The sequence below is a fragment of the Candidatus Rokuibacteriota bacterium genome (genome assembly GCA_016188005.1).
Lineage (GTDB): Bacteria > Methylomirabilota > Methylomirabilia > Rokubacteriales > CSP1-6 > UBA12499.
This window is the reverse complement of sequence record JACPIQ010000095.1, coordinates 30,083-43,801: the sequence shown is the minus strand read 5'-3', so window position 1 is coordinate 43,801 and position 13,719 is coordinate 30,083. Positions and strand designations below refer to the sequence as shown.

Here is a 13,719-nt window from a genome sequence, read left to right as displayed (position 1 = left end):
GCACGCTCACGCGCGGGGCTCGTCCCAGGGCTCCTCCGCCGCCTCGGGCCCCCCGAGCAGCCGCGTCACCGTCGCGAGCGCGACGCGCGCGGGATAGCCGCGCCGGAGCAGGTAGTCGCCGAGCCGCGCCGGAGCCCGTTCGGGCCGGGCGCGCAGCAGCGCCGGGAGCCGCCGGCGGGCCGCCTCGAGCGCCCGTTCCGCCTCCGGCACCTCGGCGAAGGCCGAAGCCACCGCCGCGGCCGCCAGCGCCGGGGCAATCCCACGGGTGCGCAGCTCCCGGGCGAGCCGCAAGCTGCCGACCTTCCGCCCGCGCGCCCGCACCTCGGCCCACCAGCGCGCGAAGTCCTCGTCGTTGACGTAGCCCCGGGACTCGAGGTCGGCGACCACGGCGCGGGCGACCTCGGCCGGGGCGCCCCGGCGCGCCAGGCGGGCCGTCAGCTCGCGGGCGCTCCAGGCTTTGCGCGCGAGGAGATCGAAGGCCGCCACCCGGGCGGCCTTCGCGTCCATCGGAGGTACGGGCCCCGCGTCCGGAGGCCGGCGCGGCCGCCGCCGCGGCACCGCTACCCCTTCTTGAAGAACGGCCCCCCCGGCGCCCCGCCGGGCGAGCGTCCGGGCGGCGGCGCTCCCGGGGCCGGCTGCGGCTGGGCGCTCGTCTCCCAGGTCATCTCGCCGGTGGAGAAGATCCCCTTCACCTTCAGGTCGAAGTCGTCGGGGTTGGTGGCTGCATCCCGCGCCGTCTCGTACGTGATCATCTCCTCGCGGTAGAGACCGAGGAGCGACTGGTCGAAGGTCTGCATGCCGTACTGAGACTGGCCGGCGGCGATGACGGCCGGGAGCTGCGGTGTCTTGGCCGCCTCACGGATGCACTCCCGGATGAGACCTGTGCCGACCATCACCTCGACAGCCGGCACGCGCCCCTTGCCGTCCGCGCGGACCACGAGGCGCTGGGAGACGATGCCCTGCATCACCGCCGAGAGCTGGCCGCGGATCTGGTCCTCCTGGTGAGGCGGGAAGGTGGAGATGATGCGGTTCACCGTCTCCGTGGCGTTCAGGGTGTGCAGCGTCGAGAGGACGAGGTGCCCGGTCTCGGCCGCGTGCAGCGCCACCTCCATGGTCTCGGCGTCCCGCATCTCGCCCACGAGGATGATGTCCGGGTCCTGGCGCAGGGCGGCCCGGAGCGCCTGGGCGAAGGTGGTCGAGTCCTGGCCGATCTCGCGCTGGCTGATGACGCACTTGCGGTCGTCGTGCACGAACTCGATGGGGTCCTCGATGGTGACGATGTGGTCGTTCCGGCTCCGGTTCATGAAGTCGATCATGGCGGCCAGCGTGGTGGACTTGCCTGAGCCGGTGATGCCGGTGACCAGCACCATCCCGCGGCGCTCCATGGCCAGCCGCTCGAGGGCCTTGGGCAGGTGCAATTCCTCGAAGGCCGGGATGCGCCCGGGGATGTGGCGGAGGACAGCGCGCACCTCGCCCTGGGAGAGGAAGAGGTTCACGCGGAAGCGGCCGAACCCCTCGAGCGCGTACCCGAGGTCCTTCTCCTGCCCGCCCATGAGGTCGTTGTAACGGTCCTCGCCGAGGAGCCGCATGGCCGTGCGCCGCATGAACTCCCGCGTGACCGGCGGCACGTCGTCCTGGACCTCGAGGTGGCCGTGAATGCGCAGCACGGGGTGCGTGTTGGCCTTGAGGTGGAGATCGGAGGCCTGCCGCTTCACCGCGAAGGTCAGCAGCTCATCCAGATCCATACCTGCCTCCTACCGGGCGGGCTTGTCGGGCTTGTCGGCGGCGGCCGCCGGCGGGCCGCCGGCGGGCCTGAGCCCCAGCGCGGCACGCACCTTGACCTCCAGGTCCAGGAGCGTCTTCGGGTTCTCCCTGAGGTGGCGCTTGGCGTTCTCGCGGCCCTGCCCGATCCGCTCGCTCTTGTACGTGTACCAGGTCCCCGACTTCTCCACGACATTCTGCTCGACGGCCGCGTCCAGCACGCTGCCCTCCTTCGAGATGCCCTCGCCGTAGATGACGTCGAACTCGGCCTCGCGGAACGGCGGCGCCAGCTTGTTCTTGACCACCTTGACCTTGGTACGCACGCCGATCGACTCGGTGCCGTTCTTGATCGTATCCTGCCGGCGGATGTCGAGACGGATGGAGGAGTAGAACTTCAACGCGCGCCCGCCCGTCGTGGTCTCGGGCGATCCGAACATGACGCCGATCTTCTCGCGGATCTGGTTGATGAAGATCACGCTGCCGCCGGAGCGCGAGATGGCGGCGGTGAGCTTGCGGAGGGCCTGGGACATGAGGCGCGCCTGCAGCCCCGGCAGCGAGTCGCCCATGTCACCGTCGAGCTCGGCGCGCGGCACGAGGGCGGCGACGGAGTCGATCACGATGACGTCCACGGCGTTGGAGCGCACGAGGGTCTCGGCGATCTCGAGCGCCTGCTCGCCCGTGTCCGGCTGCGAGATGAGCAACTCGTCGGTGTTGACGCCGAGGTTCTTGGCGTAGATCGGGTCGAGCGCATGCTCGGCGTCGATGAAGGCCGCGGTGCCGCCGGCGCGCTGCGCTTCCGCGATGACGTGCAGCGCCAGCGTCGTCTTGCCGGAGGACTCCGGACCGTAGATCTCGGTGACGCGGCCGCGGGGGATGCCGCCAATGCCGAGCGCCACGTCGAGCGAGAGCGCGCCCGTCGGGATCACGGCGATCTCGTCGAACGCCCCACCCTGGCCGAGGCGCATGATGGCGCCCTTGCCGAACTGCCTGTCGATGGATGCCAGCGCCAGCTCGAGGGCCTGACGGCGGTCGCTTTTCACTTCGGCCATTGGGATCTCCTCAACCCGTCCGGACCTCTCCCCGTCGGGAGGCGGGGGCAGGGGCAAGAAAACGATTCCACGCGCGGTTGCGACATTGTAGGGGGCCGATCCTCCCAAAGTCAATCGAGCGCGGGCGCTCAACCGCCAGTCTTGGGGCTCGCCGGGCGCCTGTCAATGTCCCGAATCTGATACGGATCCGAGCGTCACGGAGGCGAGCTCGCTGTAGCGGGCGCCTGCGGGCGAGAGATCGCTCCGCATGAGGGACAGCGCCGCGACGGGCACGGAGGCGAAGGGGAGGCTGCCCGCCCGGGCCACGGCCTGTCGCAACTCGAGGCTCGTCTCCCGACGCCACCGCCGCTCGTCGAACACACGCCCGATGGTGAGGTGCGGATGCCACGGGCGCGGCTCGCGGGCGAACCCCGCGCGCTCGAGGGCCCGCTCGACATTCGCCTGGAGCTCGCGCACCTCGAGCGCGCCCTGGGCAACGCCGATCCACAGGATGCGCGGCCGCTCGAAGCCCGGAAAGGCGCCGAGGCCGTGAAGCCCCAGCGTGAAGGGCCCCGTGGTCGCGGCGGCCTCCTCGAGCGCGCCGCGCACCTGCCGGAGCGCATCCTCACCCTGCTCCCCGAGGAAGCGCAGCGTGAGGTGCAGGTTGGGCGGGGGCACCCAGGCCACCGCGCGGGAGAGCGGTCTCAGCCGCTCGATCTCGGCGGCCACGGCCCCCCGGGCCTCGTCGCTGATCAGCAGCGCGACGAAGGCCCGCGGCATCAGCGAAGCAGCAGGCGCCGGAGCCCGTCGAGCGCCGCCTGGGAGGACCGCCACTTGACCGCCCCGCGGGAGCCGGCGAAGCGGAAGCGGCTGACCTCGACGGCCGCGGGCGAGGCGACGGCGATGAACACGGTCCCGACCGGTTTCTCCGGCGTGCCGCCGTCCGGCCCGGCGATGCCGGTCACGGCGAGGCCGCACGGAGACTTCGAGGCGGTGCAGATGCCGCGCACCATCGCCTCGGCCACGGGAGCGCTCACGGCGCCGTGGGCGCGCAGCAGGGCCCGGGGCACGCCCAGCAGTTCCTCCTTCGCCTCGTTGGAGTAGACGATCACGCCCCGGTCGAAGTAGCGGGACGAGCCCGGCACATCGGTCAGCCGGCTCGCGAGGAGGCCGCCCGTGCAGGACTCCGCCACCGAGAGCGTGAGCCCACGCGCGACCAGGAGGCTTCCGAGCGCCTGCTCGAGGGACTCTCCGTCGCGGCCGTAGCAGTCCACGCCGAGCGCCCGGGCCACCTCGTCCTCGACCGCCTGGAGTGCCGCCGCCGCGAGGCCCCGCGAGGCCCCGCGCGCCAGGAGCCTCACCCACATCTCGCCTTCCGCGAGCACGCAGGAGACCGAGACCGGGCCCTCCTTGCCGAGCCACGGCCCGAGGCGCGCTTCGGCCTCCGCCGCCGCCAGCCCGGCCGTCCTGAGCGTGCGCAGTATCGCCGCCTCCCCCGCTCCGAGGCGCTGCCGCAGGGCCGGCCGCAGCTGCTCTTCCGTCAGGGCCGGCAGATGGGCGGCGTCCGCCGGGAGCACGGCCACCAGCGTCTTCCCGATCTCCAGGGCCCAGGCCGGCTCACCCGCAGGACCTGGCCAGACGTGGGCGCCCTGGGGCAGGAGGGCCAGCCGGTCGAGGCGGCGCGGCATCGCCTGGCCGCGGAGGGAGAAGTCCGCCTCGAGGACAGCCAGGAGCCGCTCGCTCAGGACGAGTCGCACCTCGGCGAGCCGCGCCACCACCCGGCGCACGATCTCCCCGCTCGAGCCGCCGGGAGGTGCCAGCACCACCACGACACCCGGCGTCTCGAGGCCGAGGCGGAGCGCGGCTTCCAGTGCTCCTTCGTCCTCATCCACGACCTCGCGGCCCGTCACCGGCAGCCCCTCGGCCTGGATGGCGCGCGCCACCGCGAGCCCCGCCGCATCCTCGCTGCTCGCCAGCTGCGCCGCGCCCACCGTGATGACGCGGGCACCGATCACGGCGGCACCCCGAACAGCGCGCGGGCCCCCATCACGAGGATCAGGGCGTAAAGCCCCGCGACCAGGTCGTCCACCATCACGCCGAGCCCGCCGCTCAGGGCCTGGCTCTCGCGCGCGGGGAAGGGCTTCCAGATGTCGAAGAGGCGGAAGAGGAGAAAGGCCGTGAGGAGGACGGGAAGCGTGCGCGGCAGGAAGAGGACGGAGAGCATCATGCCCGCCACCTCGTCGATGACGATGACGCCGGGGTCCTTGTGGCCCAGGAGTCGCTCCGCGCGCCCTGCGGCCCAGAGCCCGACGGCGGTGACGCCGACCAGCGCGGCGACGAGGCCTGCCGGGGTGAAGGGAATGAGCCAGAGCGCCCCGACAGTCACCGCGCTGCCGACGGTGCCCGGGGCGACGGGCGCATAGCCGGCGCCGACGCCGCTGGCGATCAGGAGCGCCGCCCGATCGGCGGGCTTCAGGCGAACTGCCCTCGCGGGCCGGGCACGCGGGGCCTACTCACCCACGAGCTCGTAACCCTCCACCTCCACGACCCGCACCTCGGCGAAGCGGCCGGGCGTGAGCGCCCCGTCGCGCAGATAGACCACGCCGTCGATCTCCGGCGCCTGCCCCGCCGTGCGGCCCTCGAAGGGGAAGGCGGGGTCCGCGCTGGGTCCGTCCACGAGCACCGTCTGGCGCGTGCCGTAGACCGCCTTCTGCCGCTCCCAGGCCAGCCGGTCCTGCACCTCCTGCACGAGCGCCGCGCGCTCGGCCATCACCTCGGCGGGGACCTGCGCGCCCAGGCCGGCCGCCTGCGTGCCCTCCTCCGCCGAGTAGGTGAAGACGCCGAGCCTGTCGAAGGCCGCGTCCTCCACGAAGGCCAGGAGGCGGTCGAAGGCCGCCTCGGTCTCCCCCGGGAAGCCCACCAGCACCGTGGTCCGGATGGTCACGCCAGGCATCGCCTCGCGGAACCGGGTCAGGACGTCCATCATGCGCGCGGCGGTCACCCCGCGTCGCATGGCGCGGAGGACCCCGTCGTCGGCGTGCTGCACCGGCATGTCGAGATAGGGAACGACCCGCGCGCGGGCCCACCGGGCGATGAGCCGGTCGGTGACATGGGCCGGGTGCAGGTACATGGGGCGGATCCAGGGCATGGGCGTGTCGGACAGGGCCAGCAGCAGGTCACCGATGTCGCCCCCGCCCGGGAGGTCACGGCCATAGGCCAGCGTGTCCTGGGAGACCAGGATGGCCTCCTGGAGGCCGCGCGCGGCCAGCTGCTCGATCTCGGCGACGATGTCGCCGATGGGGCGGCTCCGGTGCCGGCCGCGGAACTGGGGGATGGCGCAGAAGGTGCAACCCATGTCGCACCCTTCCGCGATCTTCACGTAGGCGTAGGGCACCCCCCTGGTGAGGAGGCGGGGCGTCGTGGCGTCGTAGAGGTACCCGGGCGGGGCGCTCGATACCCAGTCCTGGCGCGAGCCGGCCTGGCTCACCAGCTCGACGATGCGGTGGAGCTCGGAGGTGCCGAGGATGGCGCTGACCTGGGGGATCTCCGTGAGGATCTCCCCGCCATAGCGCTGGGTGAGGCAGCCGGTGATGATGAGGGCCCGGGCCCGGCCGCGCTCCCTGAGCTCTGCCAGCTCGAGGATCGTGTTGACTGACTCCTCGCGCGCCTGGTCGATGAACGCGCAGGTGTTGACCACGAGGCACTCGGCCGCCTCGGCGCGCTCCGTGATCTCGTGGCCGGCGCCCGCCAGCATGCCGAGCATCAGCTCGGAGTCCACCTGGTTCTTCGGGCAGCCGAGCGTCGTGAGATGGACCTTCATGGCGAGATGCGATGGCTACCTGAGCTGATCGAGCGCCTTCCGCGCCGCCGCCGCCTCGGGGAAGGACGGGGACTTGAGTGCCTCCTCCAGTTCCCGGCGGGCCTCGACCTTCTTCCCGCGCTTGGCGTAGACCAGACCCATGTGGTAGCGGATCTCGGAGTTTCCCGGCAGGGCGGTAGCCGCCTGGGCGATGAGCTGCTCGGCCCGATCGAGGGTCCCCTTCTGGAAGAGGAGCCAGCCGAGCGTATCGGCGATCACCGGGCTCCGGGGCGCGGCCTGATAGGCGCGCTCGGCGAGCCCCAGCGCCTCGTCGCGCGTCTTCGGGTCCTTCGCGAGGGCGTCGGCGAGGTTGTTCAGCGCCACCGCGTTGCGACCGTCTCGCTGGAGCGCCGCCCGGTACGCCGCAACGGCTGCGGGCCTGTCGCCCTCGCGGTCCTTGAGGATCCCCAAGCGGACGAGCGGCAGCGCCGCCTGCGGGTGGCCGTCGGCGGCCTCGCGGAGCAGCTTGGCGGCCGCCTGGGGGCGCTTCTCGTGCTCGTGCAGCGCCGCCAGCGAGAGCGCCGCGCCCAGGTGGTTCGGCTGCTTCTCCATGGCCTTCTGGTAGCTCCTGGCGGCGTCCTGGAAGCGCCCGGCGCGCTCCTGGATGCCACCGAGGAAGACGTAGGCATCGGGCGCCTCCTTCTGCGTCTCGACCATCCGCTCGGCCACCTTCACTGCCTCGTCCCCCTGCTTGAGGAGGAGCCGCGTCTCGGCTTGGGCGGCCAGGGGCTCGAAGGCCTCAGGGCGCAGGCTCGCCGCCTTCTCGAACTGGCGGAGCCCCTCGGCGTACTTCTTCTGCCCGACATAGAAGCTCCCGAGCTGCATCGCGGGCGCGGGGTCCTTCGGCGCCGCCGCCAGCGCCACCTGGAGCTCCTTCTCGGCCAGGTCGGGGCTCTTCTTGGCCAGATAGGCTTGCGCGATCACGACGCGCGCCGCGGGTGCCACCTCCTTGGACTCGAGGGCGCCCCGGGCCCGCGCGATGGCGCGGTCGGCCTCGCCGTAGGCCAGCAGCACGCGCGCCGCCTGAAACTGGGTCAGTGAACGGTTCGGGCTGGCTTTCTCGGCGGCGTCGAAGGCACGCAGGGCCGCCTCCACCTGCTTGTCGGCCAGCAGCGTCTCGCCGAGCTGGAGATTGACGAGCGGCCAGGCCGGCTGGTCCTTGGCCAGCTTCTCGAGGTCGCTGCGGGCCTGCGCCATGTTGCCCCGCGAGCGCTGGACGAGGGCCATGCCCAGGCGTACCCACGGCGAGCTCGGGTCCTTGGCCGCCGCCTTCTGCAGGAATGTCGCCGCCTCGTCGATCTTCCGGAGCTGGAGCTTGACCAAGCCCTGAAGCGTGTTCGTCTGGGCCGAGTCGGGGCGTCCGGCCAGCGCGCGGGCCAGCAACGGCTCGGCCTCGGCCGGCCGGCCCAGCTCGAAGTACATCGACGCGAGGACGTAATGGGCCTCCGGGTCGGCGTCGCCCGAGACCCGCACCGCCTCTCGCGCGGCCTCCACAGCCGGCCCGACCTTGCCTTGCCGAAACAGCACAAGGGCGAGGAAGCGGTGACCGCCTGGCAACCGCGAGTCGATCGTCAGCGCCTGTCGAAGCTGGTCCTCGGCTCTCCTCGGATCGTTGCGCCGGTAGTACAGCTCCCCGAGCATGGCCAGGGTCGCGGCCCGCTTCGGCTCGATCCGGAGCGCCTCGTTGAGCGCCTCCTCGGCCTCCTTGAGCTGTCCCTTGGCCATGGCCGCAGCGCCGCGCAGCTCGTGGCCCACGGCCGAGCGCGGCTGCTCCTTGACATGCTCTCGCGCCAGGGACAGGGCCTTGTCGAAATCGCCGCCCTTGTAAGCCTGGAGCGCCGCGGCGAGCTTCGGGGACGGCGCAGCGCCGGGCCTGTCGGGCGCTCGCGGATCGATGCGGAGGTTGGGGTCGGTCGACGCGCCGATATCCATGGGCGCGGCGAGCGAGTGGGGCACGGTGGCGACCAGCCACATCGACACAGCGACCAGCAGAACGGCGGACCGGATCGGGATCAGCGCAGAAACCATCGGGGCCCCCTTCCCGTTTCCTGCCACGTTACGGGAAGAGGGCCCCGCGTTGCAACTAGGTGTCTGGCGCGTCTACTTCCTGCGATACGCCCGCTTCAGGGCCGCCGCGGCGACCAGCCCCGCGCCGAGCAGAAGCAGCGAGGCGGGTTCGGGCACGCCCGGGGTGGGCGGAGGCGGAGGCGGAAGCAGGATGCCGCCCGCTGCACCGAAGCCGAAGATGAAGGTGTTGGGCGTGCCCGTGATCTCGCTGCAGGAGGCATTGGACCCGCTGTTGCACTGACCGTACGAGAACAGGCCGATCTCGACGTCCGTGGGATCGCCGTCGACCATCGAACGGGCGAGGTCGGCCCCTGCCTCGGTCGCCGCCGCGCCGTAGAAGATGGCGAAGCTACGGGTCGCCCCGGCTGCGAGCGCCTCGAACTCGAAATCCCAGACCGAGCCATGGTCAGCAGGACCGCAGTCGGTGAAGTTGCTGTTCAGGGCGAGAACGCCGGACGCGCACCCCGGTCCGCCGCCAATCATACCGCCGGACACCGTGGCGAGCGGATTCGCGGTGTCGAAACCGTCATTGCCCGTGCGCCGGACGTTGTTGCCATTGGCGACGCCCAGCAGCGCTGGCACGCCCTGGATGGTGACGAATTCACTGAACGGCGTCGGCTCGATGTCCCAGTCCATCACCCGCCGGTAGACGAGGTCTCCGGCGGCGAGAGGGGCGCCGGTCAGGTTCGTGATCGCGACATCGACCTGGTACAGGTTCGGCGTACCGGCGATCGGATGGTAGGCCTGGCTGACCTGCAGCGCCGGGCCACCTGACGGGTCGTTAATGTTCACGACCGACGTGGCCGTGCTGGCGGTCGAGACGAAGCTCACCAGAGACAGGTTGACCGGTCCCCCGAAGGCGGTGTTCTGATATCCCGAGATGCCGGAACTCACGATCCCCGCGCCCCAGCCTTCGCAGGTGCAACCCGGGAACGTGCTGTCGTTGCCGGTCGCGTTGAAGATCAGCCCGGTACCAGCGAAGTTCAACGCCCCATGGTCGTTGATCCCAAGAGTCACGGTGCCGTTGGTGACCACTCCTCCCGCGCCCGCGAGCGGTGCCCACCCGCCCACGAGAACCATAGCCAGCCCCACGCATAGCCACAACGCTCCGGCCTTCCGAATCATGGTTGTCTCCTCTGGCCCACTAATAGGGCACTCGCAATGAACTCTCGTGCAAAGCTTCACTAGCAGAAATCGTGCCGAAGATAATTGCCTGACGCATCAACCGTTTGGCCTGGGGGAAGGCATGACGCCCTTTGCAGCTGTAAACCTGGGTGCCGCGTCCGGCCCGATTCGGGTAATCCCCGACGGGCTCATCGCCAGGCATCTCTACCGCTCGGGCGGCGTCCTGGGCCCCCGGCTCTACCTTCCCTGACCCGTTTGACTCATTCCCGGGCGCGGCATCTGAGTTGAGGCCCCGGCCTGATGTAAACCGGTCCGACAGCTCCGCCTCAGGCTTCGGAGATCCAACTTCCGGCCAAGTGCGCTTCGTTGCTCGGGTTCGGCCGGGTGACGGCGCTGGGAGAGATGTCGCGGGCGATTATGGGGCGCTCAGGGCAAGCCCGACAAGGACCGAGCCTCACTCGACGGTTGCAGAGGAAGGCGGCGTCTGGGCGCCTGGAAGGAGGTCCGGAGGAGGCCGGCAGGAGGTTGACGTAGGCCAGAGCCGAGCAGGCAGACAGGGCGAGCGCCGCGGGGGTTACCCCGCGGCGCTCAGGCGCTCCGGCATCCGGATCGTCAGCCCTGACGACTAAGGCGTCTTACTTGCGGCGCCTCCATTCCCAGTATCCAAAGGCGCCGATCGCCGGGCCAAGCAGCAGCAGCGCAGCGGGAGAAGGCACTGAGCAGGGCGGAGTCGTTGCAGTGCCGCAGCCGGGCTCGAAGCCGCCGCCGCCGATCGTCACGTCGCCGGCGAACAGGGTCTCAGCAAAGCCCAGCGAGTCGAGCTCGGCCACCTTGAGCGCACTGCCGGCCCCAGGAAGCGAGAAGCTGTTGTGGGTGGCGCAGCAGTCGGTGTCCGCAGGATCCAGCAGGCCGAGCGCAACCCCGTCGGCCGTCAGGCTGAAGGGCGGAGACACGGCAACCGCCGCTGCGGGGATCGGCACCGAGTCGTAGTAGGTGTCCCTGTTGGCGGCCCCGGCGAAGTACACCAAGCCGCCTCCGGCATTGAAGAAGTCGGTGATGTCAGCCGTCCTGGCGTTGATCGCCGCGATGTCCGCGGCGTTGTTGTCGCAACCGCCGCAGGTTGAGTCCGACGCGATCACGATGGCGCTGAACGACGCGGTCGTCAGCGCCAAGGCCGCGAAGGCGGGCGTCGAGGGGTCAACCACGACGAATGGGAACGGAGAGCCTGCGCCTTCGACGGTGTTCCTCGCCCTGGCGCCAGCCGATCCCGCTGCGCTGGCGACCTCGCCCCCCGAGTCCAGGAAGAGGAGCGGCTTGGTCTTGTCCGGCGCATCCTGCCGCGCGAAGTCTAGCGCGATGCCGAAGTGATTGCACTGAGCACCGAACGCGCAGTGGAAATCCGCGTCATGGCCTGTCAACCAGATGTTTCCGGCTGACGCCGGGCTGAACCAGAAGAGCCCGGTCAGAACTGTTGTCGCCAGAACTGCCCCGAGAGTGGCACGTCGCATTCTCTGCTCCTTTCGAGTTCGACTGGGTCCGGCCTGCCCGCCCAAACCATCCGGCGCACTAGTTAGTTGGAGCGTTCCAATTCAGCTGGTGCGCAAGCACTGCAGCCGGCGTGCCACTTAAAGAAACGCATTCAAATACAAGATCTTCACTCCTTCGTGGCACCGCCGCGGGGCGGGGCTGTAAGCTTTCCCGACTTGCTCGTGCCGGGCCTCAATGTTTTCCACGGGTTGCTCCATGCCGGCCAGAGGTCGTCAGAACAGAGGGTGTCGACCCTTCTTACGCCTTGCCGCGGGGCGCACGCTGGGCTGCCGGGCGGGAGACTCGGCCGGGACCCGCTATTTCAGCGCCTCAAGCGCCTTCCTGGCCGCGTCCGCCTCGGTGAAGCCAGGGGCCTCGAGGGCCTCCCTGAGCTGCCGCCTGGCCTCGGCGGTCTTGCCCTGGCGGGCATAGACGAGACCGAGGTGGTAGCGGATCGCTGGCAGGCCGGGCGCGGCCTGGACAGCCTGCGCGAGGAGGGGCTCGGCCCGCCCCAGGTCGCCCTTCTGGTACAGGAGCCAGCCGAGGGTGTCGGCGATTGCGGGGCTCCGGGGTGCCAGCGCGTGCGCCCGCTCGGCCAGCGTCAGGGCCTCGTCGCGGCTGACCGGATCGGCACTGAGGAGGTAGGCCAGGTTGTTCATCACCTCCGCGCTGGCGGGCGCGCTCTCGAGAGCGCGGCGGTAGGCGGCCGCGGCAGCCGCGGGGTTCCCCGCACGTTCCTGGATCCGCCCGAGCTCGACGAGAAGCAGCGTCTGCTTCGGGTGTGCGCGGGCTGTTTCCTCGAGGAGCTGAATGGCCTCGGCCACCCGCTGCTGACGCTCGAGCAGGCTGGCGCGGGCCCGGGCTGCGGCCAGGTGGTGGGGCTCCTTGTCGAGGGCGCGCGCATAGGCGGCCAGGGCCTCCGCCGGCCGCCCAGCCTTCTCGTTGATCGCGGCAAAGGCCACGTAGGCGCCAGCGGTCTCCCCCTGGGCACGCAGGAGCCGCTCCCCGGTGGCCAGCACCAGGTCGGTCTGGCCCAGCGCCATATAGGCGTCAACGAGGCCAGCGAGCGGCCCGGAGGCGTTGGGCCGCGCCTGCGCGGCCTCCTCGAACCGGCGCGCCGCGTCGGCGGGCCGGCGCTGGCCGAGATAGAAGCGGGCCAGCTGCAGGAGCGCCGTCACGTCCTGAGGGGCGACGGCCGCGGCCTTCACGAGCTCACGCTCGGCGGTCTCGGGCATCCCCTTCGCCAGGTGGATCTGAGTGATGAGCGCGCGGGCGAGGGGCGCCGCGCCCGGGGAGGCGAGTGAGGCCCGCGCCCGGAGGAGAGCCCGGTCTGCCTCTCCCGCGACGAAGAGAGCCTGGGCGCCTCGGACCCGTGTCACGGCAGGGGCGGGGCTGGTCTGCTCGGCGCGGTCGAAGGCACGGAGCGCCGCGCCCAGCTCGCGCTGAGCCGCGAGAGTGCGTCCGAGCTCGAAGTGAGCCAGCGACCACGCGGGGTTGTCCCTGGCGATGCTCTCCATCTCTGTCGCGGCCATGGCGAGATCTCCGCGCGACCGCTGGATCATTGCCAGCCCCAGGCGCGCCCCGGGGGACCTGGGATCGCGCTCGACGACCTTCTCGAACAGCCGCTCGGCCTCGGCGTCCTTTCCCAGCTCGAGCTTGACCAGGCCCTGGAGCAGAATCGTGGCCATGGAGTCAGGCCTCGCCGCCAGCACCTCGTCGAGGATGGGCTCGGCCTCGGCGGGGCGGCCCGCGTCGTGGTAAACCTGCCCGATGAGGCGCTTGGCCTCCACGTCCCGTCCGCCCGAGCGCCTCAGTACCTCGCGCAACTCGGCGAGCGCCGCGTCGAGCTGGCGCCGCGTGAGCAGGGTCACCGCGAGGCCGCGTCGCGCCGTGTGGAGATCGGCGTTCGCCGCGAGCGCCTTGCGAAACCAGCTCTCGGCCCGCTGCGGGTCGCGCCAATCCAGCGCGAGCTGCCCGAGCCGCACCATGACGCCGAGCCGCCCCGGCTCCAGGCGCAGCGCCTCGTAGAAGGCCCCCGAGGCCTCGCGCGGCAGCCGGCTCGCCGTGGCAGCGATCCCGTGCACCTCGTGCCCGACCGCCGAGCCAGGCTGGCTCTTGACGAACTCCCGGGCTCCGGCGAGGGCCCCGACGGCATCCCCCCGCTTCAGCAACTCGATGACGGCGGCGAGCGCGGGGGGGGTCGTCGAAGCATCCGGGACCGGTTCGCCGGCAGACTGCCCATCCGCGGCGGCGGCCGGGCTGGCGGCGGCGAGAAGCAGGAGCGCGGCGATGACCAGCACGTGGCACAGCCTACCAAACCTGTACCGGCAAAGAACAGAAAGACCACGGGCG

At 71.3% G+C, this 13,719-nt stretch carries 11 protein-coding genes; all 11 read right to left on the bottom strand.

Features of this window, described 5'->3' with window-relative positions; genetic code table 11:
* Nucleotides 1-6: 6 nt before the first annotated feature.
* Nucleotides 7-507 carry a regulatory protein RecX gene (locus HYV93_18765; GenBank protein MBI2528014.1) on the bottom strand — a complete coding sequence of 167 codons (501 nt, stop codon included), beginning with the start codon at nucleotides 505-507 and terminating at the stop codon, nucleotides 7-9.
* Between the two features lie 53 nt (nucleotides 508-560).
* Complete coding sequence (locus tag HYV93_18760) at nucleotides 561-1,745, bottom strand: type IV pilus twitching motility protein PilT (protein ID MBI2528013.1); 1,185 nt, start codon at nucleotides 1,743-1,745, stop codon at nucleotides 561-563.
* 9 nt (nucleotides 1,746-1,754) lie between these two features.
* A complete protein-coding gene (gene recA / locus HYV93_18755) occupies nucleotides 1,755-2,810 on the bottom strand; it encodes a recombinase RecA (protein ID MBI2528012.1) in 1,056 nt (351 codons plus the stop codon).
* A 162-nt stretch (nucleotides 2,811-2,972) separates the two neighbouring features.
* Entirely contained in the window at nucleotides 2,973-3,569 is a 597-nt protein-coding gene (thpR, locus tag HYV93_18750) for an RNA 2',3'-cyclic phosphodiesterase (GenBank protein ID MBI2528011.1), read from the bottom strand.
* Entirely contained in the window at nucleotides 3,569-4,804 is a 1,236-nt protein-coding gene (locus tag HYV93_18745; GenBank protein ID MBI2528010.1) for a nicotinamide-nucleotide amidohydrolase family protein, read from the bottom strand. Before HYV93_18745 ends, thpR begins: the two co-directional genes overlap by 1 nt.
* The gene (locus HYV93_18740; protein ID MBI2528009.1) at nucleotides 4,801-5,265 is read right to left on the bottom strand and encodes a phosphatidylglycerophosphatase A; all 465 of its coding nucleotides are present in this window, start codon (nucleotides 5,263-5,265) and stop codon (nucleotides 4,801-4,803) included. The genes HYV93_18745 and HYV93_18740 overlap by 4 nt, the downstream gene beginning before the upstream one ends.
* Before the next feature lie 33 nt (nucleotides 5,266-5,298).
* On the bottom strand, nucleotides 5,299-6,609 hold the full coding sequence (gene rimO, locus HYV93_18735) for a 30S ribosomal protein S12 methylthiotransferase RimO (protein ID MBI2528008.1): 1,311 nt from the start codon (nucleotides 6,607-6,609) through the stop codon (nucleotides 5,299-5,301).
* 15 nt (nucleotides 6,610-6,624) lie between these two features.
* The gene (locus HYV93_18730) at nucleotides 6,625-8,676 is read right to left on the bottom strand and encodes a tetratricopeptide repeat protein (protein ID MBI2528007.1); all 2,052 of its coding nucleotides are present in this window, start codon (nucleotides 8,674-8,676) and stop codon (nucleotides 6,625-6,627) included.
* 72 nt (nucleotides 8,677-8,748) lie between these two features.
* On the bottom strand, nucleotides 8,749-9,840 hold the full coding sequence (locus HYV93_18725) for a PEP-CTERM sorting domain-containing protein (protein ID MBI2528006.1): 1,092 nt from the start codon (nucleotides 9,838-9,840) through the stop codon (nucleotides 8,749-8,751).
* Between the two features lie 635 nt (nucleotides 9,841-10,475).
* Nucleotides 10,476-11,348, bottom strand: coding sequence for a hypothetical protein (locus HYV93_18720; GenBank protein MBI2528005.1), 873 nt, complete (start codon nucleotides 11,346-11,348; stop codon nucleotides 10,476-10,478).
* Between the two features lie 336 nt (nucleotides 11,349-11,684).
* Complete coding sequence (locus HYV93_18715; GenBank protein MBI2528004.1) at nucleotides 11,685-13,667, bottom strand: tetratricopeptide repeat protein; 1,983 nt, start codon at nucleotides 13,665-13,667, stop codon at nucleotides 11,685-11,687.
* Between the last annotated feature and the right edge of the window lie 52 nt (nucleotides 13,668-13,719).